Origin of the sequence: Mesorhizobium sp. WSM4310 (assembly GCF_007003935.1) — a bacterium.
GTDB lineage: Bacteria > Pseudomonadota > Alphaproteobacteria > Rhizobiales > Rhizobiaceae > Mesorhizobium.
The window spans coordinates 19,981-45,368 of record NZ_VFTA01000045.1; the positions used below are offsets into that span (position 1 = coordinate 19,981).

26 protein-coding genes and 1 riboswitch are annotated in these 25,388 nt (G+C 63.8%); of the genes, 24 read left to right on the plus strand and 2 right to left on the minus strand.

The window, feature by feature from the left end; translation table 11 throughout:
• Positions 1–55: 55 nt before the first annotated feature.
• On the minus strand, positions 56–349 hold the full coding sequence (locus FJV80_RS30520; RefSeq protein WP_245318171.1) for a hypothetical protein: 294 nt from the start codon (positions 347–349) through the stop codon (positions 56–58).
• Positions 344–457, plus strand: a riboswitch (TPP riboswitch). (Overlaps the previous gene by 6 nt.)
• Here FJV80_RS30520 and FJV80_RS30525 point away from each other — a divergent pair.
• From FJV80_RS30525 to FJV80_RS30605, 15 genes are all read left to right on the plus strand, one after another.
• The gene (locus FJV80_RS30525) at positions 448–1,056 is read left to right on the plus strand and encodes a YkoF family thiamine/hydroxymethylpyrimidine-binding protein (protein ID WP_095790729.1); all 609 of its coding nucleotides are present in this window, start codon (positions 448–450) and stop codon (positions 1,054–1,056) included. (Overlaps the previous riboswitch by 10 nt.)
• Before the next feature lie 43 nt (positions 1,057–1,099).
• Positions 1,100–1,918 (plus strand): ABC transporter permease, encoded by an 819-nt coding sequence (locus FJV80_RS30530; protein WP_179295864.1) that lies wholly within the window; start codon positions 1,100–1,102, stop codon positions 1,916–1,918.
• Positions 1,915–2,682: an ABC transporter ATP-binding protein gene (locus FJV80_RS30535; protein ID WP_095773809.1), complete on the plus strand. Its 768-nt coding sequence runs from the start codon at positions 1,915–1,917 to the stop codon at positions 2,680–2,682. Before FJV80_RS30530 ends, FJV80_RS30535 begins: the two co-directional genes overlap by 4 nt.
• Positions 2,675–3,691: an ABC transporter substrate-binding protein gene (locus FJV80_RS30540; RefSeq protein WP_142878193.1), complete on the plus strand. Its 1,017-nt coding sequence runs from the start codon at positions 2,675–2,677 to the stop codon at positions 3,689–3,691. The genes FJV80_RS30535 and FJV80_RS30540 overlap by 8 nt, the downstream gene beginning before the upstream one ends.
• 174 nt (positions 3,692–3,865) lie before the next feature.
• Positions 3,866–4,561 carry an isoprenylcysteine carboxylmethyltransferase family protein gene (locus FJV80_RS30545; protein WP_095773810.1) on the plus strand — a complete coding sequence of 232 codons (696 nt, stop codon included), beginning with the start codon at positions 3,866–3,868 and terminating at the stop codon, positions 4,559–4,561.
• Positions 4,562–5,114: 553 nt separating this feature from the next.
• Positions 5,115–5,279, plus strand: a complete 165-nt coding sequence (locus FJV80_RS30555; protein ID WP_095774020.1) for a DUF3309 family protein — start codon at positions 5,115–5,117, stop codon at positions 5,277–5,279.
• A gap of 453 nt (positions 5,280–5,732) precedes the next feature.
• Entirely contained in the window at positions 5,733–6,458 is a 726-nt protein-coding gene (locus FJV80_RS30565) for a GntR family transcriptional regulator (RefSeq protein WP_095774021.1), read from the plus strand.
• A gap of 3 nt (positions 6,459–6,461) precedes the next feature.
• On the plus strand, positions 6,462–7,490 hold the full coding sequence (locus FJV80_RS30570; RefSeq protein ID WP_095787649.1) for an ADP-ribosylglycohydrolase family protein: 1,029 nt from the start codon (positions 6,462–6,464) through the stop codon (positions 7,488–7,490).
• Positions 7,487–8,464, plus strand: coding sequence for a PfkB family carbohydrate kinase (locus tag FJV80_RS30575; protein WP_142878194.1), 978 nt, complete (start codon positions 7,487–7,489; stop codon positions 8,462–8,464). The genes FJV80_RS30570 and FJV80_RS30575 overlap by 4 nt, the downstream gene beginning before the upstream one ends.
• A gap of 39 nt (positions 8,465–8,503) precedes the next feature.
• Positions 8,504–9,565: an ABC transporter substrate-binding protein gene (locus FJV80_RS30580; protein ID WP_095773813.1), complete on the plus strand. Its 1,062-nt coding sequence runs from the start codon at positions 8,504–8,506 to the stop codon at positions 9,563–9,565.
• 67 nt (positions 9,566–9,632) lie between these two features.
• The gene (locus FJV80_RS30585; protein ID WP_142878195.1) at positions 9,633–10,502 is read left to right on the plus strand and encodes an ABC transporter permease; all 870 of its coding nucleotides are present in this window, start codon (positions 9,633–9,635) and stop codon (positions 10,500–10,502) included.
• Entirely contained in the window at positions 10,502–11,290 is a 789-nt protein-coding gene (locus FJV80_RS30590) for an ABC transporter permease (RefSeq protein WP_142878196.1), read from the plus strand. Before FJV80_RS30585 ends, FJV80_RS30590 begins: the two co-directional genes overlap by 1 nt.
• The gene (locus FJV80_RS30595; RefSeq protein WP_142878197.1) at positions 11,290–12,354 is read left to right on the plus strand and encodes an ABC transporter ATP-binding protein; all 1,065 of its coding nucleotides are present in this window, start codon (positions 11,290–11,292) and stop codon (positions 12,352–12,354) included. Before FJV80_RS30590 ends, FJV80_RS30595 begins: the two co-directional genes overlap by 1 nt.
• Before the next feature lie 73 nt (positions 12,355–12,427).
• On the plus strand, positions 12,428–13,678 hold the full coding sequence (locus tag FJV80_RS30600; RefSeq protein ID WP_142878198.1) for an aconitase X: 1,251 nt from the start codon (positions 12,428–12,430) through the stop codon (positions 13,676–13,678).
• Complete coding sequence (locus FJV80_RS30605; protein WP_142878199.1) at positions 13,675–14,124, plus strand: DUF126 domain-containing protein; 450 nt, start codon at positions 13,675–13,677, stop codon at positions 14,122–14,124. Before FJV80_RS30600 ends, FJV80_RS30605 begins: the two co-directional genes overlap by 4 nt.
• 4 nt (positions 14,125–14,128) lie before the next feature.
• On the opposite strand, the gene FJV80_RS30610 is transcribed toward FJV80_RS30605, so the two are convergent.
• A complete protein-coding gene (locus FJV80_RS30610; RefSeq protein ID WP_142878200.1) occupies positions 14,129–15,157 on the minus strand; it encodes a LacI family DNA-binding transcriptional regulator in 1,029 nt (342 codons plus the stop codon).
• 336 nt (positions 15,158–15,493) lie between these two features.
• Here FJV80_RS30610 and FJV80_RS30615 point away from each other — a divergent pair, with 336 nt between their 5' ends.
• From FJV80_RS30615 to FJV80_RS30655, 9 genes are all read left to right on the plus strand, one after another.
• Positions 15,494–17,107, plus strand: coding sequence for an extracellular solute-binding protein (locus FJV80_RS30615; protein WP_142878201.1), 1,614 nt, complete (start codon positions 15,494–15,496; stop codon positions 17,105–17,107).
• A gap of 81 nt (positions 17,108–17,188) precedes the next feature.
• Positions 17,189–18,049: a carbohydrate ABC transporter permease gene (locus FJV80_RS30620; protein ID WP_095773820.1), complete on the plus strand. Its 861-nt coding sequence runs from the start codon at positions 17,189–17,191 to the stop codon at positions 18,047–18,049.
• On the plus strand, positions 18,046–19,005 hold the full coding sequence (locus FJV80_RS30625; RefSeq protein ID WP_095773821.1) for a sugar ABC transporter permease: 960 nt from the start codon (positions 18,046–18,048) through the stop codon (positions 19,003–19,005). Before FJV80_RS30620 ends, FJV80_RS30625 begins: the two co-directional genes overlap by 4 nt.
• The gene (locus tag FJV80_RS30630; protein ID WP_142878202.1) at positions 19,002–20,093 is read left to right on the plus strand and encodes an ABC transporter ATP-binding protein; all 1,092 of its coding nucleotides are present in this window, start codon (positions 19,002–19,004) and stop codon (positions 20,091–20,093) included. The genes FJV80_RS30625 and FJV80_RS30630 overlap by 4 nt, the downstream gene beginning before the upstream one ends.
• 1 nt (position 20,094) lies before the next feature.
• Positions 20,095–21,156, plus strand: a complete 1,062-nt coding sequence (locus FJV80_RS30635) for an ABC transporter ATP-binding protein (RefSeq protein WP_142878203.1) — start codon at positions 20,095–20,097, stop codon at positions 21,154–21,156.
• Between the two features lie 35 nt (positions 21,157–21,191).
• Positions 21,192–22,277, plus strand: a complete 1,086-nt coding sequence (locus FJV80_RS30640; protein WP_142878204.1) for a Gfo/Idh/MocA family oxidoreductase — start codon at positions 21,192–21,194, stop codon at positions 22,275–22,277.
• Between the two features lie 56 nt (positions 22,278–22,333).
• Positions 22,334–23,248 (plus strand): sugar phosphate isomerase/epimerase, encoded by a 915-nt coding sequence (locus tag FJV80_RS30645; protein WP_095773825.1) that lies wholly within the window; start codon positions 22,334–22,336, stop codon positions 23,246–23,248.
• 57 nt (positions 23,249–23,305) lie between these two features.
• Positions 23,306–24,487 carry an aldose 1-epimerase family protein gene (locus FJV80_RS30650; protein ID WP_142878205.1) on the plus strand — a complete coding sequence of 394 codons (1,182 nt, stop codon included), beginning with the start codon at positions 23,306–23,308 and terminating at the stop codon, positions 24,485–24,487.
• 85 nt (positions 24,488–24,572) lie between these two features.
• A partial coding sequence (locus tag FJV80_RS30655) for a fatty acid desaturase (RefSeq protein WP_142878207.1) occupies positions 24,573–25,388 on the plus strand: 816 nt, incomplete at its 3' end.

Sequence of the window (25,388 nt, forward strand, 5' to 3'; positions counted from 1 at the left end):
TGTCCGGCGGCTTTTTCAGTTTGGGCAATCACTTACTTGCCGCAGTTGTTGTCGTTCACGGTGGGGCCGTCGCGTTGCCGTTGGCATCGGACTGCGCGCCTTGCGGATTGGTCGGGCAATTGCGATCCGCATCGGAGTTCATGTCGCCCGGCGCGATGGTCGTGCTGTTGGTAATTGCCGGATCGACCGTATCGGGCGAAGCCGGCGTGCTCGGGTCTACAGTCACTGACCGGCCGCTGCCGCCGGACCCATCCATGGCGTTTGCGGTGTTGCTGGTGCAACGCTTTTGGCCCGGTGCGCTGAAAAAACGGCTTCCCCTTCCGTTGGAATGGTGCTTTAACGCGCTCATCCACAGGGGTGCTCCGTACGGTCGGGGCTGAGACGGGGGCGGCAAGCCCACAGACCCTAGAAGCTGATCTGGGTAATACCAGCGGAGCGAGGCGGGCGATGTTTTCAGGCGCACAGATTTCCCTTTATCCCATGGCCGACGATTTCGTCGGTGTCATCTTGGGCGCGCTCGGCGCGCTCGACCCCTACCGGGACAGGCTCCGTATCGAGACCGACGACATCTCGACCTTGCTGGTCGGGCCACCCGAAGTGTTGTTCCCGGCGCTGCGCGACCTGTTCGTGGCGGCGGCGCGGAGCGGCAAGCATTGCGTGCTGTCGGCCGCCATTTCGCGCGGCTGTCCCGGCGAGCCGGACGATCCGATCTGCCGCTCCGACGCGTTTGGCGGGCCTGTCGGGCCGCTCGGGCCGCGCAAGGAAGCCGCCATCACTGTCGTGCGCAATGCTGCTGCCACCGGCCAGCCGGCGGCGGCGCAATTCTCGCTCTATGTGATGGGCACCGGCGACCACATGGATGAGATCTATGGCTGCATCGATTTCCTGAAACAGTCCGGCGTCTACGATCGCTCCAAGAACTTCTGCACCAAACTGCGCGGCGATACCGGCGCGATCTTTTCGGCGCTGAATGAAGCCTTCTGCCGCTTCGGGCCGGGCGCCGGCCACGTAACCCTTGACGTCACGGTTTCCGCCAACAGCCCCACCGCTGTCTGAACAGAACGCGCCTTCGTCGCGCGGCCGTCAAGGTTATCCTCTCTTGGTCTCATCGTCGTCAAGCCGCCCGCGGCAGCTCGCGGGTCTCTTCGCCAAGGCAGCACCGGCCGTGATGTCGGTCGGGTTGCTGCTCGTGGCCTGGGAACTCTACGCAAATTATTCCGGCATCAAACCGACGATCCTGCCGGCGCCGTCGCGCGTCTTCGAACAGGCAATGCTCAATCGCGAGGCGCTGATCGACAACGCCATTCCCACCATCCGCGCCACGCTGATGGGCTTTGCCTGCTCGCTCGGCGCCGCTTTCGCGCTGTCTATGCTGGTCGACTTCTTCCAGCCGCTGCGGCGGGCGCTGTTTCCTGTCTTCATCGTCAGCCAGACCTTGCCGCTGGTGGCCATCGCGCCGCTAGTGGTGTTGTGGTTCGGCTTCGGTTTGACGCCGAAGATCATGCTGGTGGCACTGGTCACCTTCTTCCCGATGCTGGTGGCTCTGGTGCAGGGCTACGAGGCGACCGAGGTGGAGATCGGTCAGATGCTGCGCGCCATGGGGGCAGGGTGCTGGCGTGTTTTCGTTCTGGCGCGGCTGCCTTCGGCACTGCCGTATTTCTTCGCCGGCCTGCGGATATCCATCACCTATGCCGTGGTCGGCGCCATCTTCGCCGAATATGCCGGTGCGGCCAAGGGACTAGGCATCTACATGCTCAACGCCAAGAACAATTTCCGCCCCGATCTGGTGCTGGCCGCGGTCGGCGTCAGTGCCGCACTCACGCTGATCCTGTTTGGGCTGACGGCGCTCTTGCAGCGCCTCGCCATGCCCTGGGAACGGATCGACCGCCAGCCGGCAGGGAAGGGGCCGGGGCGATGAGCCGGCTCGAATTGCGGCATGTGCGCAAGGCGTTTGGCGGCCTCGACGTGCTCGCCGACATTTCGCTCAGCGTCGGTGCCGGCGAATTCGTCTCGATCCTTGGGCCTTCGGGTGCCGGCAAGTCGACGCTGTTCCAGCTTCTGACGGGTGCCGAGCATGGCGAAGGCGAGATGTTGTTCGACGACATGCCGCTCGACGACCATGGCCGGCATTTCGCATTCATGCCGCAGCGCGACGCCCTGATGCCGTGGCGGCGCATCCTCGACAACACGACACTCGGGCTGGAAGTGCAAGGCGTCGGACGCCAGGCGGCGCGGGCGCGGGTCGCGCCGCTGCTTGCCGAGTTCGGGCTCGCCGGCTTCGAGCGGCATTTTCCGGCACAGCTTTCCGGCGGCATGCGCCAGCGCGCGGCGCTTTTGCGCACCGTGGTGCAGGAGCGCGACATGCTTTTGCTCGACGAGCCGTTTGGCGCGCTCGACGCACTGACCCGCGCGGCCATGCAGCGCTGGCTCGAGCAGATGTGGCGGCATCATCGCTGGACGGCGCTGCTGATCACCCACGATGTGCGCGAGGCGGTGTTCCTGTCCGACCGCATCTATGTGCTGTCGGCGCGCCCGGCCCGTGTGTTGCGCGAGATCACGGTGCCCTTGCCGCGTCCGCGCGATCCGACCGGCGCCGCCGCGCAACAGGCCGGCGCACTCGAGGCCGAGATCCTCGACATCTTGCTCAACCCCCAACCATCCAAAGGACATGACCATGACTGATCTGACACGCCGGCAGGCTTTGCTGCTCACCCTTGCCAGCGGTCTTCCGCTGATCGCCGGAGCGAGCCGTGTCTTCGCCGCGACGCAAAAAATCACCGTCGCGCTGGACTGGACTGTCAACACCAACCACATCGGGCTGTTCGTCGCCCGCGACAAGGGATTTTACCGCGAGGCCGGCCTCGAGGTCGACATTTTGCCCTATGGTGATACCGGCGCCGGCACGCTCGTCGCCAACCGCGTTGCCGATTTCGGCATCAACGGCACCATCAGCCTGTTCACCCAGAAGACCGCCGGGGCCGACCTGAAGGCCGTCTACGCCGTGGTGCAGTCGGAAACCGGCCGCGTGGTCTTCAATGCGGCGCGCAGCGAGATCAAAAGTCCGAAGGACCTTGACGGCCTGACCTATGGCGGTTTCGGCAGCGCCTGGGAAAACGCACTGATCTCGACCATCATCCGCCATGACGGCGGCAAGGGCAATTTCGAAACGGTGACGCTCGGCACTTCCGCCTATGAAGCGCTGGCCAATGGCTCTGTCGACTTCACGCTCGAGGTCTCGACCTGGGAGGGCGTCGAGGCCGAACTCAAAGGTATCAAGCAGCGCAGCTTCGTCTATGCCGACTACGGCGTGCCCGACGAGCATACGACGCTGATCTCCTCGAGCGAAGCCTATCTCGAAGCAAACCCGGCACTGGCGTCGGCTTTTATTCAGGCAACGCGGCGCGGCTATCAGTTCACCGTCGATCATCCAGCCGAAGCCGCAGCGCTGCTGATCGCCGCCAACAAGGATGCCTTGACCAATCCGGCGTTGATCGAGGCGTCGCTGAAGGCGCTGATCGACGGGCATTATCTGCGCGCGAAGAACGGCGCCATCGGCACGATGGATCCGGCCAAGATGGACGCCATCGGCGACTATCTCTTCAAAGCGGGCATCTTGCGCGACGCTGATGGTAAGATCCTGACGCAGCGCCCTGATTTCACGAAGTATTTCGTAAATCTGAATTTGGGATGAGGCTGGACAAGCATCACCCGGTATCGGACGGCCTGTTCCGTTAGGTTCGCATGCGGGGGGCGTCCCGCACCCGCATGCTTTCGCAGGAGTTGTCCCGTTTGATGCCGATCCGATCGTCCCGGTTAACCCCCCGGCAATGGTTGCGTGCAATGGTCGCTTCGAGGGATCATCGGGGTGTTTGCGTTGCTCACGTCAAAAAGTGAAGCGTTTTCGCATAATAATGAGGGCGGATTTTTCTCCGCGGCGCGAAAGCGTGACATACTGGTCGATCTGCGCGAAGGCTTCTTTCGCCTCTGTGCCCTGGCCTGCGCGGGGCTGTTCGTCTATCGCGGCATGTCCCAGCTCGTGGAGGACCCGACCCGGATCAACGCCGCGCTGGTGGCGATTTCCGAGATCCTCACTTTCACCTGGCTGCTTCTGTCGCGGCGTCCGGTGACGCGTGACTGGAATCCGCTTACGGTCGTCGTCTCCGTGACCGCCAGTTTCGGTGTCGCGTTGATCAGCCTCCAGCCTGGCATAGCGCTTGTTCCGGTCTATTTCGCCGCGCCGCTGCAGTTTGTTGCGCTGTTGTTCGTCATCTGGGGCAAGATATCGCTTGGCCGTTCCTTTGCCATCCTGCCTGGCAATCGCGGCGTGATGACCGGCGGCGCCTACCGGATTGTGCGGCACCCGATCTATGCCGGCTACCTCGCCGGCCATGTGCTTTATCTGCTGTCGGCCTTTTCCTTCCACAACCTCGCTGTCTATGCGGTAATCACCTACATGCAGCTGTATCGCATCCTGCGCGAGGAGGCCCTTTTGGCCGCCGAACCGGAGTATCGCGCTTACATGGAACGTGTGCGCTACAGGCTGTTCTACCGCCTGTTTTGAGGGCAGGATTGTCGATTGAAGAGGCTGGGGTCCGCGATCGGCCGGTCGCCATACCGGTCCGCGCGTCGGCATTGGTGGCGGAACCAATCCAAGCAATCCGTCCAGCCCGAGCAATCCCTCGTACGCGAGCAATCCCAATCATCCGAGCCTGCCGGGTGTCGTAGCCCAGATGTCCAACAGCCAGGTGGCGCGTATGAAGAAGCGCTGCGTCGACGTGCTCAGCAGCGAGGGCAGTTATGATCGCGACCTGCGTCAGCTCTGCCTGTTGATCGCCCGCCGCTGAAGCCAGGGGCGCCAGGAATGGACGTGCGCAATCGGCGTGAACCTTTTTGACGGTCTGACCTCCGGCCGTTCGGAAGCCCGTCTCTCGGGCGGGCTTCCGCGTGTCTGGCGCTGTCAATTCCTACCCTGTATCTATCGGGATATCGGATCCTTCCTTCGCCGGCGAACATTAGGGGCGGAACGGTAAGGCGGCTCGAACGTTCTCATTTTCGAAACACTGCAAATGACGGTGTTCGAAACCGGCGCACCAGCGCCCACGGGAGCGGGAACCATGACCTTAGGCACGATACTCATCATCCTTCTTGTCCTCGCGCTGCTTGGCGGCTTTAGCGGGCTCGGCGGCGGGCCGTTCTATGGAACCGGCTACTATGGCGGCGGCGGGCTCGGGCTTGTGCTGCTGATCATCATCATCCTCGTCGTACTAGGGCGCATCTAGCTGCCTGCAAGCCGCCGGGATGATCGAAATCTCGAGACCATGACGGGGCCCAGGCGCAGCGGATTGTGATGCAAGCCAGCCGGCTTGTGATCCGCCGTCACGCGGGACTGGCGTATTGTGATTTCGGTCCACCCCCGAGGAAACTACAGGAGAGGGTCCCCACCCCTTCATCCTCCTCCAAGGCCCGCGCCGGTATCCCGGAGCGGGCTTTTTTGCCGGGGTGACCGAGACGCTTGTGCCGCCGGTGTCGCTGATCGTTCCACCCGGGCTTCCAAGGCCTCGACGATGGCTGGCCCGAGCCCCTTGCTCGGCACGTCATTGGCGATCTTGCTGACGCCATTGTCCGAAACAGGCAATTTCCAGTCGCTGCCTGGGGTCTCGGCATCGCATTGACAGGAGGTTTACAGCCATATATTGAACAGGACCATACAGGTTCATTGAACAGGTATGCATATGAAGCGGCGCATGGTTCAACTGTCTCCCGGAACGGGCAAGCCCGAGCAGATCGCGACCGTTCTGGAACATGAAATCCGCTCCGGCGTGCTCGGCTTCGGAGACCGCCTGCAAAGCGAGAACGAGCTCGTCCAGCGTTTCTCCGTCAGCCGCAACACGGTCCGCAAGGGCCTCGAGGAACTGTCCAGCCGTGGGCTGATCACCACCAAGGTCGGCATCGGCTCCTTCGTCACCTTCGACGGCAAGCCGGTCGACGACGCGATCGGCTGGTCGCGGGCGCTGGCCAATGCCGGCGCCAATGCCGAAACGAGGACGCTGCGGCTGGAGATCATCGAAGACGCCGATCTCGCTGCCTTGCTGGAGATCGAAAGCCCCTTCTTCATCGCCGTCGACCGTGTGCGCACCAATGCCAGCGATGGCCACGCGATTTCCATCGAGCGCAGCCGCCTGCCGCTGTCGCCGGAGCTTGAGGATGTGCCGCTGCGCGGCCTGCGCGAAGGATCGCTGCACCAGACGCTGCGCGGCGCCGGCCTCATCCCCGACCATGGCGAGGAATGGGTCGGCATCGAGATGCTCAACGCCGAGGACGCGGCCATCCTGGGTTGCCCGCAAGGCACGCCCTTCCTGCGCGGGCGGCGGCTGACGCGCGCGGCCGACGACCGGCCGATCGAATATGTCACCAGCCTGCTCAATCCGGCGCATTTCGCGCTGCATATGAGGTTCTGAGCGATGCCGGACACGCTTGATCGCGCCATGGGCGCGCTTGTCGGCGGGGCGCTGGGAGACGCGCTTGGCATGCCGACGCAGCTCCTGTCGCCGGCGCGCATCGCCGAGCTCTACGGCCGTGTCGACGATTTCGTCGCGCCCTTCGCCGAGCATCCCGTGTCGAAGGGATTATTGGCCGGCACAATTACCGACGATACCGAACAGGCGCTGCTGCTCGGCCGCATCCTGGTTGTTTCAGGCGAGCGCTTCGACCACACGCGCTGGGTCAACGCGCTGCTCGACTGGGAGCGCGAGGTCAAGGCGCGCGGCAGCTACGATCTGCTGGGGCCGTCGACCAAGCGCGCCATCGACGCCATCAACAAGGGCGTGCCGGCCGAGGAAGCGGGGCGCAGCGGCGACACCAATGGGGCTGCCATGCGCATCGCGCCTGTCGGCATCATGATGCCGCTGGAGCCACTCGACGCGTTCGTCGCCAAGGTGGCCGAGACCTGCCGCGCCACGCACAACACCTCGATCGCCATAGCCTCGGCCGCAGCGGTCGCGGCGGCCGTCAGCCGTGGCGTTTCCGGCGGTGACTGGCGCGCCGCCTCCGACAGTGCCGTCGCGGCGGCGAGGCGAGGGGCGACACTTGGCCATTGGGTGACCGGCGGCGACATCGCCTCGCGTATCGTCTGGGCGCAGGATCTGGTGCGCGGCAAGGCGGCGGGGGATGCGATCCGGCTGATCACCGACCTGGTCGGCACCGGCGTTGCCAGCCAGGAATCGGTTCCGGCCGCCTTCGCTGTGCTGGAAGTCGCCGGGGGCGATCCCTGGCAGGCGGCTGTGATCAGCGCCAATCTCGGCGGCGACACCGACACGATCGGCGCCATCGCGGCCGGTATGGCCGGCGCCTGCACCGGCTTTTCACTGTTGCCGCAGCAGCATATTGCCCGGCTTGTCGGCATCGACATGTCAGAGGTGCGCGCGCTTGCCGCCGATCTCGTGGCGGCAAGGGTGGCCAAGACCGGGTTCGGCAAGGACGCGGCCGAATGAGCGGGCGCCTCGTCCATATCGGCAGCGCGGTGGTCGACTATGTCTACCGCATCGACGCCTTGCCCGCGCCGGGTACCGAGAAGACGGCATCGAGCTTTGCCCAGGTCGCCGGCGGCGGCTTCAACATGATGGTCGCGGCCTCCCGCACCGGCATGACAGTGGTGTTCGGCGGCCAGCTCGGCAGCGGGCCGAACGGCGATTTCCTGCGCGCCGCCTTCGCCGCAGAAGGCATCGAGACACTGACGCCGCCATCGCTTGCGATGGACAGCGGCAATTGCGTCGCCATGATCTCGAGCGATGCCGAGCGCACTTTCGTCTCGTGGCCGGGGGCAGAAAGTGTGCTCACCCTCGACATGATGGCGCCCGTATCGGCGGCGCCGGACGATTGGGTATTCACCTCCGGCTATACGCTGAGCTATGCGGGAAGCCGCGACGCGCTCACAGACTGGATCGAGGCGCTTCCTGCGCAAACACCGTTCGTCTTTGACCCGACGCCGATCATTTCGGACATTCCGCGCCTGATCCTGTCGCGGGTGCTTGCCCGCACCACCTGGCTCAGCTGCAACGCGGCGGAGGCCGCCGACATTGCCGGCTCCGGTGACGTCGAGAGCCTGGCGGCGCGGCTGCTCGCCGACCATTGCCCCCGGGCCGCCGGCGTCGTCATCCGCTCGGCGGCCAAGGGCTGCCATATCAGGCTGGCCGACGGCATGGCGCAGACCATTACCGGCTTCAAGGTCACGGCAGTCGACACCAACGGCGCCGGCGACACCCATATCGGCGCTTTCATCAGTGCGTTGGCGCGCGGTACGCCGCCCTTCGAGGCGGGGCGTTACGCCAATGCGGCGGCGGCCATTTCGGTCACCCGCCATGGCGGCTCATCGGCGCCGACCGATGCGGAAATCCAGACTTTCCTGAGCCAGGCCGCCGCGACCGGCGCGCCGGGCCAGAACCAGAAGGCCCATCAGACAGCCTGACAAGCCCCGCCAAGCGGGCAAACAATGAGAGGAACCGACATGCGCATGCCAAGATTGACTGCCCTGCTGACGGCGACTGCCGTTTTCACCACCGCACTCACGCTGGCCGCCAATGCCGCCGAAGTGCATGTGCTCAACTGGAAAGGCTACGGCGCCGACGAGCCCTGGGCGGTCGCCGCCTTCGAGAAGGCGACCGGCAACAAGGTCGTCAACGACTTCTTCAATTCCGAACAGGAAATGCTGACCAAGATCCGGACCAATCCGGGGCTTTATGACGTGGTCATGATCAACGCCGCCTTCAACGACCAGGCGATGGCGGAAAAACTGATCCAGCCGATCGATACGTCGAAATTGCCGAACTATGCCGACATCAGCAAGGATAAGGCCGGTTCGCCGATGCTCGACCATGACGGCAAGGTCTATGGCGTGCCATGGGTGTGGGGCCTGACCGCGCTCGCCATCAATGAAAAATCCTTCGACAAGCCGCCGACGTCGATCGCCGAAATGTGGGATCCCAAGCACAAGGGCCGCGTCGTCATTCGCGACGACGCCGTCGAGGCGGTGCAGTTCGGCGCTATCGCCACCGGTCAGAACATCAACGACATCAAGGATATGGATGCGGTCAAGACGAAGCTCACCTCGCTGATGCCGCAGATCAAGACGTTCTGGAGCTCGGAGAACGACTGGAACCAGATGGTCGCCTCCAACCAGATCGACATCGGCACCTATTGGAGCGGCTCGGCCGATCGTGCCAAGACGCACTTCAAGCTGCCGGTTTCGCTGGTCATTCCGCAGGAGGGCGCCGTCGCCTGGCTGGATGCCTTCTCCATTCCTGTCGGCTCCAAGAATGTCGAGGGCGCGCAGGCCTTCATCAACTGGATGATCGACCCGAAATTCTACGTCGAATGGGTCACCAAAGTCGGCGCCCCTGTGTCCGCCAACACCAAGGCCGTGGCGGCGCTGCCTCAGGATGCCTTCAACCGCAAGGTGATGGGCGATCCAGAGGTCGCCAAGCGCATCCAGTTCCAGGCGCCGATCACCGATGCCCAGCGCGAGGCCTATCTGGCGCTCTGGCAGCAGCTCAAGGTCGACGTGAAATAAAACGCACGTCCGAACCAGCCGGCGGTTCGCGCCGGCTGGTCCTTTCAATCCTGGGGAGGAGGGTGGCATGGCGGCACAAAGCGCGACCGCATCGCGCAGCGGGTTGAGATCGGCTCTGCCGCTGATGGCGCCGGCCTATCTCTGGCTGACGGTGGCGATCTTCCTGCCGCTGTCGGCCATGGTCTTCTTCTCCTTCATGACCGACTTGCCGCTGTCGGGAAAGCCCTGGGCTTTCACGCTCGGCAACTATGCCGCCTTCTTTTCACAGAGCCTTTATCTCAGGCTGCTGCTCGCCTCGCTGCGCCTCGGCCTCGAAGTGACGCTGTGGTGCATCGTCATCGGCTATCCCGCCGCTTACGTGCTCGCCAAGGTGCTGAAGGGGCGCAGCCGCGAAGCGATCTTCCTGCTCGTCATCCTGCCGTTCTGGTCGAACGGGCTGGTGCGCATCTTCTCCTGGGCGATGGTTTTGCGCGAAGGCGGCATCCTCGATACGGCGCTGAACGCCGTGCTGCCGTTCAAGATCAACATCGATCTGATGTATTCCTATCCGGCCGTCATCATCGGGCTGGTGCACTCCTACGTGCCCTACATGGTGCTGACCTGTTATCTCACCTTGCAGGCAATCGACGACTCGCTGATCGAGGCCGGGCGCTCGCTCGGCGCCACGCGGCTGCAGGTGCTGAAGCGGGTGATCATTCCGCTGTCGATGCCGGGCCTAGTGGCCGGTGCCGCGCTCATATTTGTCCCCGTCGTCGGCTCGTTCATGGAGCCGCGCATCCTCGGCGGGCGCACCGGCACCTTCTACGGCACCGTGATCGAGGACCAGTTCGTCGCCGTGTTCAACTGGCCGCTGGGGGCGGCATTATCCTTCATCCTGCTCGCCGTCGTGCTGGTCATCCTGGCGATCGCCTCGCCGGTGCTGCGGAGGGCTGCGTGATGGCGACGACCCGCATCCTGGAAGGACTTGGCCGGCTGTACATCGGGCTGCTGCTCGCCTTCCTCTATCTTCCCATCATCATCATGGCGCTGATGTCGTTCAACGTCTCGCCCTTCTACCAGCTGCCGTTCGAATGGACGACCGAATGGTACGCCTCGCTGTGGCAGAACGACCAGCTGATTGCCGCGACCTGGAACAGCCTGGAGATCGCAATCCTCACCACCATTATCAGCGTGGTGCTCGGCTCGGCGGCGTCGCTGGCGCTCTTCCGCTACGAATTTCGCGGCAAGAAGGTCCTGCAGGCGCTGCTCTTCCCGCCGATCGCCATTCCCTGGCTGATTACCGGCACGGCGATGCTGATCTTCTTCTTCGGCGTCGGCATCGGACGCGGCCTGTTCGCCATTCTGCTCGGCCATGTCGCGCTGGCGTTGCCCTATGTCATCGTCGTCGTCTCGGCGCGGCTGCAGACCTTCGCGCCGGAACTGGAGGAGGCGGCGCGCTCGCTCGGCGCCAATCAGTGGCAGGTCACAGTTCGTGTCACGCTGCCCTGGATCATGCCGGGCGTCATCGCCGGCGGGTTGTTTGCCTTTGCCGTGTCGTTCGACCAGTTCGTCGTGTCCTACTTCCTGTCGACGCCCGGCCAGACGACGCTGCCGGTCGAGATCTATGCCGCGATCCGCAAAGGGTTCACGCCCGAGATCAATGCTGTCTCGACTATCATCATTGTCGTGTCGATGGCGCTGATGCTGCTCACGGCGCGCTTCTTCAAATTCGGCGGAGAGAAATAATGGCCGGCGTGCAGGTATCTGATGTCTCGCGCAGTTTTGGCGCGCACAAGGCGCTGGACGATGTCTCCATCGACTTCGCCGATGGCGGCTTCTATGCGCTGCTCGGTCCGTCGGGCAGCGGCAAGACCACGTTGCTCAGGCAGATCGCCGGCTTCGATTTTCCTGACTCCGGCCGCATTTCCATCGGCGGCGAGAGCGTGGAGCGGGTGCCGGTCGAGAAGCGACGCATCGGCATGGTGTTCCAGAACTATGCACTGTTCCCCAATATGAGCGTCGCCGACAATGTCGCCTTCGGCCTTTCGGTGCGGGGCGAGGCCAAGGCGGTGATTGCGACCGAAGTGCAGCGCGCGCTCGACCTTGTGCAGTTGGGCAAGCTCGGCGGCCGCCGGCCGCACCAGCTCTCCGGCGGCCAGCGCCAGCGCGTGGCGCTGGCGCGCGCCATCGTCACCAAGCCGCGCGTGCTGCTGCTCGACGAGCCGCTCGGCGCGCTCGACAAGGCGCTGCGCGTCGACATGCAGATCGAATTGAAGCGCATCCAGCGCGAGATCGGCATCACCACCATCTTCGTCACCCACGACCAGGAAGAGGCGCTGACGATGAGCGATCGCATCGGCATATTGCGCGACGGCAGGCTGGTGCAGGAGGGGCCGCCGGAGGAGATCTACGATCGGCCGAGAAGCGAATTCGCCGCCACCTTTCTCGGCGACGCCAACATTTTTCGCGGCGATACGACCGGCAACGGCATCCGCCTGCAGGATGGTACGGCGATTGCCGCAGGCGCGGGTACGACGCTTGCCGCCGGCGCCAAGGCGAGCTGCGCCGTGCGGCCCGAGCGCATCCGGATCGGCACCGATGCCGGGGCTGTGGATAGCGATGCGAACATGCTGAAGGGCCAGGTTTCCAAACGCATCTTCGCCGGCAACAACAGCACCTATTTCGTCGAGCGTGCCGGCCAGACACTGAAGGTGATCGTGCAGAACACCGGCGCCGACAGGCTGGCGGAAGGGCAGGATGTGGTGCTGCGCTGGTCGCCGGAAAGCACGGTGCTGATTGCTGCGACCTGATCCTCGCTCCGGCTCTTGCCAGACGGGGGACAATAGGGAACAGCATAGCCGGGCATAAGTCCGGAGCATTCCGATGACGCTAGAATTGATGGCGCGTGACCGATCCATGCTCGACGGCGAGCAAGGCCCGTCGGCAGCCGCCGCCATGAAAATCCTCGTCGCGTTCTCCAACGCCATCGGCGCATGCGGCCTGCTCGACATCAGCGGTGCCCATATCGACGGCTGTCTCTATCACGGCAAGGCCGGGCTGGATTTCGTCGAACGGCTGGTCGAGGGCGGCGGGCGCGTGCAGGTGCCGACGACGCTCAATGTCGGCTCGTTCGACCTCATCCATCCGGGCATGGTGAAGATGCCGGCGGCGGAAGAGGTGCCGGCGCGGCGGCTGATGAAGGCGCATCTGGAGCTTGGCTGCCAGGCGACCTTCACTTGCGCGCCCTACCAGACCCGGTTCCGGCCTGAATTCGGCCAACAGATCGCCTGGGGCGAATCCAATGCCATCGTCTTCGCCAATTCGGTGATCGGCGCGCGCACCAACCGCTATGGCGACTTCATCGATTTGTGCTGCGCCATGACCGGGCGCGCACCGGCCTGGGGCCTGCATCTCAGCGAAAACCGGCGCGGCCGCATCCTGTTCGAGCTGGACATCGTTGAAGCCGAACCGAGCGACAGCCTGTTCGTCGGCGTCGGGCTGATCGTCGGACAAGTCAGTGGCGACCGCATTCCGGTCATTGCCGGCCTGCCGCGGCCGCGCGACGAGGATCAGCTCAAGGCGCTTGGCGCGGCGGCCGCGACGACCGGTGCCGTGGCGTTGTTCCATGCGGTCGGCATCACGCCGGAGGCCAACATGCTCGACGAAGCGTTTCACGGCCACGCGCCGGATGAGACGATCCGCATCACCCGGGCAGATATCGATCATGCGTTGTCCAGATTGTCCGGAGTGGCCGACGGGGCGCCGCTTGCCGCAGTGTCGCTGGGCACGCCGCATTTCTCGTATGAGGAATGGACGCGCCTGTTGCCCATGCTGCGCGAGGCAGCGCCGGGCAAGGGCATCCCGATCTATGTCAACACCGGACGCGCGACGCTGACGCGGTTGCAGGAGGAAGGCGCGCTGGCCGGCATGGAGGCATTCGGCCTGATCCCGGTCGCCGATACGTGCACCTATGTCACCTCCATCCTCGAGCGGCTCGACGGCGTGGTGATGACCAATTCCGGCAAATGGGCGCATTACGCACCGGGCAATATCGGCGTGACCGTCGCCTTCGCCGAGATGAGGGATTGCATCCGCTCCGCAGCGGCCGGACATGTCGTGCGGGGTGCCTCGTGACGCAGCCCGTTGCAAAGGACGCGGCCGATAGGCTGGGCACTTTCCAACTCGCCGGTGAGGCCGATGGCCCGGCTTTGGTGTTCTCGCAGCCGCTCAGTTTCTGGGGTGGCATCGACGCCGAGACGGGGGAAATCATCGACCATTCGCATCCTGGATTGGGCCAGAATGTCGCCGGCAGGATACTGGTCATGCCAAGCGGGCGAGGGTCATCCTCCTCATCCTCCGTCCTGGCCGAAGCGATCCGCCGGGGTACGGCGCCGGTTGGCATTCTTCTGGAGCGGCCGGATCCGATCCTGGCGGTGGGGGCGATCGTAGCGGAGTTTCTGTACGGGAAAAGTATGCCGCTGGTGGTATGTGATAGTGGTGGGATCGTTTCCGGTGATCGGTTAGCCATCCGCACTGGCACGGATGGCCAGGCGGTCATAAGGGCTAAAACGGAAAGCTAGCCGCTCAAATCTCCGGGATGTTTTCTTTGAAGATCACCTGCAGCCTTGGCTGGTGCAGCTCATAGGGTAGTCCCCGGACCGCCTGGGTCAGAGTGTTGAGCGCCTCACGCGCCTCGACGCGCGGGTTCTGGTCGATGACCGCATCCAGCGTGCCGTCGAGCAGAAGGTCCTTGGTGCCGTCCGTCACCTCATGGCCGAGGAAGACCATCGATTGCGCACGGCCGCGTTCCTTGAGCGCGCGGGCGATGCCGGTGTTGCCGGCGCCGACATTGTAGATCGCGGCGAGATCGGGGTGCCGGTCCAGCAGTGCTGATGCTTCAGAATAAGCCTTTTCGCGATCATCGAGCATTTCGCGCATCTCGACGATCTCGAGATTGGGGGATTCCTCGGTCAATATGTGCCGGAATCCCATCTCGCGTTCCTCATGGCCGCGATAGGAAAGCGAGCCGGCGAACAGCGCCACCTTGCCGGGGCGCTCCGGCCCCATGAAACGGTTGAGCAGATAGCCGGCCAGCCGCCCGGCGGCGCGGTTGTCGATGCCGATATACGCGACCCTCGGCACATGCAGGATGTCGGAGGCGATGGTCACCACCTTGACGTCGTTGGCCGATAGCGAGCGGATCGCCTCACGCACCGTCGGATGGTCGAGTGCGATGACGCCGACGCCTTGCGTCTGTCCGCGCAATTCCTGCAGCAGGCGGGCGAGCCGGTCGGGGTTGAAACCCTCTATGGTGGCGATGTGGACATCGAGATCCGGGCGCGCCAAGGCCTGCGCCTCGATGTGTCGGTGCAGCATTTTGATGAAGGAATTGGTGCCGGCCGGCAGCGCGAAGTCGAGCCGGATGACCTCGCCGGGCGAGGGCCTGGGCGCTGCTCCGTTCGGGCCTTCGGCTATGTAACCGAGACGCTGCGCCATTTCGAGCACGATCTCGCGTGTGCGCGCCCGCACGCCGGGACGGTTGTTGAGCACGCGATCGACGGTGGCGGCGGAAACGCCGGCTTCCCGGGCTATGTCGGTCAGGGTGGAACGCACGTCTTTCATCTCCTCAACGCATCAGGATCACGCAATGCCGGCTGTCTGCCGTCGGCGATTCTGATGGGAAATGATGTATCCGGCCTTGGCCGATGCGCAAGCCGTCGGGCTAAATCAGGTCGCCCGGCACGGCTATTCCGGAATGGGAAGGCACATTTCCCATCAAATCGAGGCATCAGGAGCGGTATATGAACCTTGATATGACGCATTTCCTCGCCTCATTGCGATATTATGAGGTATTTTGATTATTTATGATGTTGACAGTCTTCCAATCCTGCCGTCAATATCCCTCATGGGCTCGTGGAGGAAACATGGAGCCCTCAGGGAGGAATTCCAATGTCTGATCTGATCCGCATATCGCGGCGCCGATTGCTGGCGTCCGGAGGAAAGTTGGCGGCGTTCGTGGCAGCGGCCGGTATCGCGCCGCAATTCATTCGTCCCGGCCGCGCCTTTGCGGCCGACGCGCTGGCGCCTGGCATGATCGGCGGCCCGACCGGCTTCGAGGGCGCCGAGCGTTACCAATACGGCGCCGACACGCCTGAAGGCCGTGCCATCGAGGCGGCCAAGTCGCTGAAGGGCGCGGGCAAGGCACCTGCCAAGATCGTGCTCGGCCTGTCGGACGGCTCGATCGGCCAGCTCACGCAGCCTTTCCCCGCCGGCGCGCCGTCGATCAAGGAACTGTGGGAAAAGGAAACCGGCATTCCGATCGAGATCGTCGGCCTGCCGAACGGCCAGGAATTCACCAAGACGATGCAGGATATCTCCACCAAGGGTGGGGCCTATGACATCTATTCGACCGAATGGAACCGCCTCGGCGATCTCGCCGAGACCGGCGGCATCGCCAAGCTCGACGACTTCGTCGCCCAGTACAAGCCCGAGTGGGATGATCCCAAGACCGGCTATGTCGACGGAGCCAAGGGCGTATCACTGCTCAACAAATATCGCGGGTCGAACTATGGCGTGTCGCTGGACGGGGACTTCCAGACCTGGGTCTACCGCAGCGACCTGTTCGGCGACGCAGCCGAGCAGAAGGCGTTCAAGGACAAATACGGCTACGATCTGGCGCCGCCAAAGACCTGGAAGCAGCACGGCGACCTCGCCGCCTTCTTCCAGCGCCCGGACAAGGGCCTGTTCGGCTCGACCGACTTGCGCAACCAGGGCTGGGGCTACACCAACTGGTACCAGCGCTATGTTTCGATGGCTTCGCCCAACCAGTTCCTGTTCGGTGACGACGGCAAGCCGCTGATCAATTCCGAGCATGGCATCGCCGCGACCAACGAATATGTCGGCTCGCTCGCCCATCACTCGCCGGATGCGATCTCGTGGGGCTGGCCGGAGCAGTACGGCAATTTTGCCAAGGGCGGTGCGGCGATGACCTGTGCCTTTTCCAACCTGCCGAAATTCCTCGACAATCCCGGCAACAAGGATTCGGCTGTCACCGGCAAGATCGGCTCGATGCTGCCGCCCGGCCGCGAGATCGACGGCAAGCTGATCAGCCGCTCCGTTCTGTGGTTCTCGCTGACCGGCATGGTCTCGTCGCAGTCTAAAAACCAGGAGGTCGCCTACCTTCTGCTGCAATGGCTGGGCTCCGCCCGCATATACGCCTGGATGAGCGCCAATCCCGGCGGTTATCTGGATCCGTTCCGGCTGTCGGATTTCTCCGATCCGCTGGTGCGGCAGACCTACCACGCCTACCACATGGACGTGGTGCGCGAGACGGTCGCCCGCACGGTGCCGACCATCAACTATCCCGGCGCCACCGCCTTCCACAATGCGCTGGACGAAAATCTCATGGCCTCGCTGACCAAGGCCAAGACCGCTGAACAGGCAATGGCCGACACCGAGACCGAGTGGAAGAAGATCGCCCGGCGCATCGGCGAGGACAAATTGCTCGAAGCCATCAGGACCAACAAGGAGGCCTGGCCGACCGTTCTCGATCCGATCAGCTGATCCGTTTCCCTGGATCGAGCCGGAGGAGAGGGGCGAAAGCTCTTCCCCTCCGCACTCAACGCCACCAGCAAAAGCAGCCAGATGAAGCGTTCCGTTCCTTTCGAGATATTTCGTTATGCCGCGATCCTCGCGGCGATGGCGGTGACGCTGGTGCCGATCCTGTGGATGGTGTCAATGGCCTTCAAGCCGATCGCCGAATGGTCGGCGACCGGCGCCGACCTGAGATGGTGGCCGAAGAACCCGACACTCAGCAATTTCCAGTTCGTCTTCGGCGAATCCACCAACAGCCTGATCGTGGCGCTCGACCGCACGGCGCTGAAACCGATCCTGTCGTCGCTGCTGTCGGCGGTGTTCGGCACGGCCATCGCCATGTCGGCGGGCACGGCTGCTGCTTATGGCCTGTCGCGCTTCGGCTCGGGGCAGAACCTGCCGCTGGCGCTGATCCAGTTGCGGTTGTTTCCGCCGATGGCGGTGATGATCCCGGTGATGATCATGTGGGCCTTCCTGAATTTTACCGACAGCTGGTGGGGGCTGGCGCTGATCTACGGCATCGTCACCTTGCCGTTCGCCTTCTGGCTGATGAAGACGTTCTTCGACGACATGCCGCGCGAGATCGAGGAGGCGGCGCTGGTCGAGGGCTGCTCGCGGCTGCGCGTCTTCACCCGCATCACGCTGCCGATGATGCGCGCGCCGCTCGCTAGCGCTGCCCTGTTTGTCTTCATCCTCAATTGGTCGGACTATCTGATCGCGCTGCTTTTGACGACGCGCGAATGGGTGACGATCCCGGTCTATATGGCTTCGCTGTCGTCCTCGATGACCGGCCAGCTCTATGGCGCCAAGGCAGCGCTCGGCCTGATCGCCGCCGTGCCGCCGGTTATCATGGGCATCGCCATCCAGCGCCATCTGGTGCGCGGGCTGACCTTTGGGGCGCTCAAGCAATGAGCGCGGCGACCGTGACTGTTTCGGAGGACGAAATGGGTGCCGCCCGTGCGAAGCCGGCCCTGCGCGACGAGGGCGCGCGACTGGGCTTCCGGCTGACGCTGCCGGCGCAGATCCTGGTGCTGTTCATCTCGGCCTTTCCGCTCTTGATGCAGCTCTACATCAGCGTCACCGACTGGTCGCCGCTTTCGGGCCTCGGCTGGTGGAATGCCTGGGAGATGTGGAACAGTTTCGCCAACTACACCGACCTTGCCGCCGACGCCCGCTTCTGGAGCGCACTGAAGCGCACGGCGCTCGTCATGATCGTCTGCGTGCCGGCGGAGTTCCTGCTCGGCCTAGGACTGGCAACACTGTTCGCGGACGATTTTCCCGGCAAGCGCATCTTCTATTCGATCCTGCTGATGCCGATGATGGTGGTGCCGGCGGTGGCCGGCTACATGTTCTTCATGCTGTTCCAGTCGGGCGGCCCGGTGAACGACATCCTGTCCGCCATCACGGGCACATCAGTCACCATCGCCTGGCTGTCGGAACCCACGCTTGCGCTGATCGCGGTGATGATCGCCGATATCTGGCAGTGGACACCGCTGATGTTCCTCATCCTGCTTGCCGGCCTGGTCGGCGTGCCGGAGGACCAGATCAAGGCGGCAACGCTGCTTGGCGCCAACCCATGGCAGCGCTTCGTCACCATCGCGCTGCCGAAGATGAAGACCATCATCATCATCGCGCTGGCGATCCGCGTGATCGAGAACTTCAAGATATTCGACACGCTCTACATCATGACCGGCGGCGGCCCTGGCGTCGCGACCGAAACGATCTCCGTCTACATCTACAAGGTCACCACGCAGGACCTGATCTGGGGCTATGTCGCGGCGATCGCGCTGGCCATCCTGATCGTGCTCTCCATCGTCGCCGTGTTCGCCATCAAGCGTATGGCGCGGGCAAGGCAGGTGGCGGCATGAGCGCGATCCAGCTGCGCAACCTCACCAAGACATTCGGCGACTTCACTGCGCTGAAGACCATGGACCTCGACATAGCAGACGGCGAGTTCATGGCGCTGCTCGGGCCATCCGGTTGCGGCAAGTCGACGACGATGAACATGATCGCCGGCATGGAGGAGCCGACCAGCGGCAGGATCCTGTTTGGCAAGCGCGATATGGCCGGCGTGCCGATGGGTCGGCGTGGCGTCGGCTTCGTGTTCCAGAACTATGCCATCTTCACCCATATGACGGTGCGCCAGAACCTGGCCTATGGGCCGAGAATGCGGGGCGCCGCCAAAGCCGAGATCGACCGCCGCGTCGGCGCCATCGGCGAGCTGCTGCAACTGACGGCGCTGCTCGACCGCAAGGCCGACCGGCTGTCCGTCAACATATTGCAGCGCGTCGCGATCGGCCGTTCGGCGATCATGGAGCCGGCGATCTTCCTGCTCGACGAGCCGCTCTCCAATGTCGACGCGGCCTTCCGCGCTGTCATGCGCACCGAGCTGAAGCAGCTGCAGCGCCAGTTCAGGCAGACCATGGTCTATGTCACCCACGACCAGCTCGAAGCGATGACGATGGCCGATCGTATCGCCGTCATGGATCATGGTGTCCTGCATCAGGTCGGCACGCCGCTCGAAGTCTACAACAATCCGGCCAATGTCTTCGTCGCTCGCTTCATCGGCGCGCCGGGCATGAACCTGCTCCACGGTAAGCCGGCGGAGAGCGATCGGGGCCTTGTCATCGATCTCGGGCCGCTGGGCATCACGCCGCCGTTGCCGGACGAATTGGCGGCATACTTGCGCGGTGCACGTGGCGACATGCTCTACGGCTTCCGGCCGGAGCAGGTGGCTTTGGCGCAAGACGGGCGTGGGCTCGCCATGCCGGTCACCTTTGTCGAGCGCATCGGTGCGCGCACCATCGTCCATCTCGGCCAAGGCGATGGCGCCGTGAAGGCGGTGTTCGACAATGATGTCGGGCTGTCGATCGGGCAAACCGCAGTCGTCGCGCCGGCGGCTTCGTCCGTGCGTATCTTCGATGCGGCTTCCGGCGTTGCGATGAAGGCGGGTTGAGATGGCTGACATCGTTTTTCGCAATGTGACCAAGCGCTACGGCAACACACTCGCGGTCGACGATGCCTCGTTCATCGTCAACGATAACGAGTTCTTCTGCTTCTTCGGGCCGCCACTGTCCGGCAAGTCGACGATGCTGCGCCTGGTACTTGGACTGGAGAGGCCGGACGCCGGCGAAATCCTGATCGGCGGCAGACCGGTCAACGCGGTGTCGCCGGCCGATCGCAATGTGGCGATGGTGTTCCAGAACCTCGCGCTGTTCCCGCATATGAGCGCGCGCGACAATGTCCGCTTCCCGCTGGTCGAGCGCAAAGTCGCCGAGGCAAAGATCGAAAGGCGGGTGGCCGATGTCGCGGCCAAGCTGCATATCGGCCACATCCTGCACAAGCCGCCGGCGCAGCTCTCGGGCGGCGAGCGGCAGCGCGTGGCGATCGCGCGTGCGCTTGTGCGCGACCCGAACGCCTATCTGATGGACGACCCGATCTCGGCGCTCGATGCGCGGCTGCGCGAGGAGACGCGTGTCGAGCTGAAGCGCATCCAGCGCGAACTCGGCAAGACGCTGATCTATGTCACCCACGACCAGGAAGAGGCGATGTCGATCGCCGACCGCATCGCCATACTGGACAATGGCAAGATCAGGCAGATCGGCGCGCCCGCCGAGATCTATGACCGTCCGGCGAGCACCTATGTGGCGCGGCTGCTCGGTTCGCCCATGATGAATATACTGAAATCCGCACGGGGCGAGGGCGGCGTCGAAGCCGCCGAAGGCACAATCCGGATTGCCGACAAGGCTGCCCCCGTTGATGCCGTCGAGATTGGGCTCAGGCCGGAGGATATCAAGGTCAGGCCGTGGGCGGATGGCGGCCAGGGCCGGCCGGCGCAGGTGTTCGAGGTCGAGCCGCTTGGTGGTTACACCGTCGTGACACTCGCCGCCGGGCAGGCGCGGCTGAAGGCGCTACTGCGCGGCCAGCCCGACATCAAGCCCGACGCCATGGTGGCGATTTTCTGCGAGCCCGCCCGCGTGCATTATTTCGGGCAAAGCGGAGGCGCGCTGGTGAGATGATTGCAGCCGCGAGGACAGAATTTCGGGAGGAAGACATGGCAGGCAAAGGCTTCGAGCCGGATGTGAAGATCCGCACGAAAGAATACAGGATCGGCTGCGTCGGCGCCGGCATGATCATGGCCGAGTGCCATCTTGCCGCCTACAAGGAGGCCGGGTTTCCGGTCGTTGCGATCGCCTCGCGCACGCGGTCGAATGCGCAGAAAGTCGCCACGCGCTGGGGGATCCCGACCGTGCACGACACGCCGGAACAGCTGATCGAGAATGCAAACCTCGAGATCATCGACCTGGCCTTTCCGCCCGACCTGCAGCCGGCGCTGATTCGCCACGCGCTGAAGCAGAAGCACATCAAGGCGATCCTGGCGCAGAAGCCCTTGGCGCTGTCGGTCGAGGAAGCCGTCAAGCTGCGCGACGAGGCGGCGAAGGCCGGCAAGGTCCTCTCGGTCAATCAGAACATGCGCTACGACCAGTCGATGCGCGTCCTGAAGCAGATTATCGACAGCGGCGCGCTGGGCGACATCGTCTTCGCGCAGATCGACATGCACGCGATCCCGCACTGGCAAACGTTTCTCGAGGATTACGACCGGTTGACCCTCGCCAATATGAGCGTGCACCATCTCGACGTGCTGCGTTTCCTGTTCGGCGATCCCGATGAGATCACGACAGTCACGCGGAAAGACCCACGCACGACATTCGACCATTTGGATGGCATCACCGTCTCGACGCTGCGTTTCCCGTCCGGCGTGCTCGCGGTTTCGCTGGAGGATGTCTGGTCCGGTCCGCGCCAGGAAGGCTACAAGGACGACCAGCACATCAACTGGCGCGTCGATGGCACCAAGGGTGTCGCCAAGGGCACGATCGGCTGGCCGACGGGCGCTGCCTCGACGTTGACCTATGCTTCGGCCGAGACCACTGGCGGCGAATGGGTCAGCCCAAGCTGGGAGACGATGTGGTTCCCGCATGCCTTTATCGGCGTCATGGAGCAGCTGCAGCACGCGGTGAAGACCGGTACGCCGCCGGCGCTGTCCGTCGCCGACAACGTCAAGACCATGGCGCTCGTCGAGGCAGGCTACCGCTCGATGGCATCGAGGCGCACGGTCAAGCTTTCCGAAATCGCTATCTGATCACCGCAACTGAAACACCAGATAATTGAATCGCTTACAGGGAGGAATTCAAGATCATGATGCAGGCAGGCATTTTTACGGGCTATTTCCCGTACAGCCTCGAAGAGACGGCGAAGAAGATCCGTGGTCTTGGTTTCAACACGGTGCAGCTCGACCTCCACTTCAAGGATGTCGACCTGTCGGCCGGGCAGATCACCAAGGACAAGGCCAAGAAGGTGCGTGATGTTTTCCGCGACCACAACTTGCCGGTCTGCTGCGTGTCGGGCTACACCAACATCATCCACCCCGACAAAGCGGAGCGCGACAAGCGCGTGGGCTATCTCAAGGAGATCATCCGCAACGCCCGCCATTTCGGCTCGCCTTACGTGATCTCGGAGACCGGCACCTACAACACCGAGTCCGACTGGGTGCATCACCCCAAGAACAAGACCGAGGAGGGGTTCGAGGAATGCCGCAAGGTGATCGCGGACCTCGCCCAGACGGCTTACGACCACGGCGCGGTGTTCCTGCTTGAAACCTATGTCAACAACGTCGTCGGCTCGGTCGAGGAGACGGTGAAGATGTTCGCGCAGGTCGACCATCCCGGCCTCGGCCTGTTGATGGACCCGACCAACTATTTCGAGACGCACAACATCGACCGGATGGACCAGATCCTCAACCAGGTGTTCGACACGCTGACCGACAAGATCAAGATCGCGCATGCCAAGGACGTCAAGCGCTCGGGCGACGACAAGTCGGAGAAGCACGCCGATATCGGCGACGCCGATGCGATGGAAAGCCACACCTTCCGGGGCGTCGGTGAGATCGAGTTGCCGGCGCCTGGCCTCGGCTCGCTGAACTACGACCTCTACCTCAAGCGGCTGGCGGAAAAGCACCCGAACATCCCGGTCATCATCGAGCATCTGTCGGAAGACGACGTGCCGCGCGCCAAGAAATTCCTCGACGGGAAGTTCCGCGCCAACGGTCTGTGAAGGCCGTTAGTGCCGCCGATTGAAGGGACGACAGTGCAGTGAAGAAGCGGCCGTGACATGGTAGAGCTTTACGGCAAGACGCTGTCGCGAAGGCAGGTGGCGGAGCGCTCCGGCCTGCTGTCGCAATTCGCCGGTGTGCGGCTCATGACGCTTGGCGACGGCGTGGAGCGCGGCATCCGCATGTTGGAGTTCCGCACCGGCTCGGGCCTGCGCTTCACCTCGCTGGTCGACCGCGCACTCGACATCGCCGATTGCGACTTCAAGGGCCAGGCGATCGGCTGGCATTCCCCAAGCGGCTTCCGCCATCCCGGGCTGCACGACTATGAGGGTGAAAGCGGGCTCGCCTGGGCGCGCTCCTTTTCCGGCCTGCTCGTCACCTGCGGCCTCGACCACATATTGGGCCGCGAAGAAGTGCCGGCCGAAAACTACAACTACCCCGGCAAGAAAACCATCACCCATTCGCTGCACGGTCGCGTCGGCACCATCCCGGCGCGGCTAACCGGCTATGGCGAAAGGTGGGATGGCGACCGCTGCGTGCTGTGGGCCGAAGGCATCGTCCAGCAGTCGGCGGTGTTCGGCGAAGACCTGCATCTCATCCGTCGCATAGAGGCCGATGTCGGCGGCAACGAGGTCCGGCTTTTCGATCGTGTCGTAAACCATGGCTTCAACCGCACGCCGCACATGTATTTCTACCATGTCAATGTCAGCCATCCCTTACTCGACCAGGGCTCGCGCTATCTGGCGCCAATCCGCGACGTGGTGTGGGCCGGTCATGCCGGCGAGCGCTACGAGGCGCAGAAGGTCGGCTACCGCACCATGCCGGAACCGCGATTGGGGTTCAGCGAGCAGGTGTGGCAGCATGAGATGGGCGCCGACGCAAAGGGCGAGGTGCCTGTTGCCGTGGTCAACGACCGGCTCGGTCTGGGCTTCGAAGTGGTGACGCGCAAGGATCAATTGCCTTGCGCCTATCAATGGCAGAATTTCCAGGCCGGCCAGTATGCGCTGGGCATCGAGCCTTCGACCCATCATGTGCTTGGCGATCTCGCCGCGCGCGACCGCGGCGAGATGATCTGGCTGGAGCATGGCGAAGCCCGGGCCTATAACACAGTGTTCCGGGCGCTCGACGGTGCTGGTGAGATTGCCGCGGCCGAAGGCAGGATTGCTGCCATCGCCCGCCAGCCCGAGCAGGATTATCCTCAGCCCTCCGGCAATTTCCCAAGCCTGGCGGGCAAGGCGTGAGCGCTACATTTGTCCCAAGCAAGCCCTCCGGCCGGCGGACCGGATTGCCAGCGGTGCATGACGATTGGAGGTCGATGTGACGACGATGGCAAAAAAGCGCGATTACAGCCTGGTCGGCGAAAGCACGCGCAGGGCGATCGAGACCGGCCTGGCCTCGGCCGAATGGTACCACACCGACGTGCCGCGCAAGGCGATGAAGGAATTGATGCAGCGCTCGGACGGTCCGGCGATCCGCGACACCATCATCTGGCTCGCCGCCATCGTCGGCTCGGCGGCTGGCATCGTCTGGTTCTGGGGCTCGTGGTGGGTGGTGCCGTTCCTGTTCGTCTATGGCGTGCTCTACGGCTCGTCGAGCGACTCGCGCTGGCACGAATGCGGCCATGGCACGGCCTTCCGCACGCGCTGGATGAACGATGTCGTCTACCACATCGCTTCCTTCATGCTGATGCGCAATCCCGTGCAATGGCGCTGGAGCCACGCCCGCCACCACACCGACACCATCATCGTCGGCCGCGACGCCGAGATCGCGGTCATGCGCCCGCCGGACCTGTTGAAGGCGGCGCTGGCCTTCACCGGCATTCTCGATTTCCGTTATTCGTTGCCGACGCTGGTGCGCCAGGCCTTCGGCTCGCTGTCGGAGGAGGAGAAGAGCTACACCCCCGAGATGGAACAGCACAAGGCTGTCGTCGCCGCCCGCTGGCACATGGCCGTGTACATTGCGACGATCGCTTCCGCGATCGCGCTGGGGTCATGGATCCCGTTGGTGCTGGTCGGCCTGCCACGCCTTTACGGCACATGGCACATGGTGACGACCGGCCTGCTGCAGCATATTGGGCTGGCCGACAATGTCGTCGACCACCGGCTCAAAACCCGCACCCACTACAAGACCCAGATCAGCCGC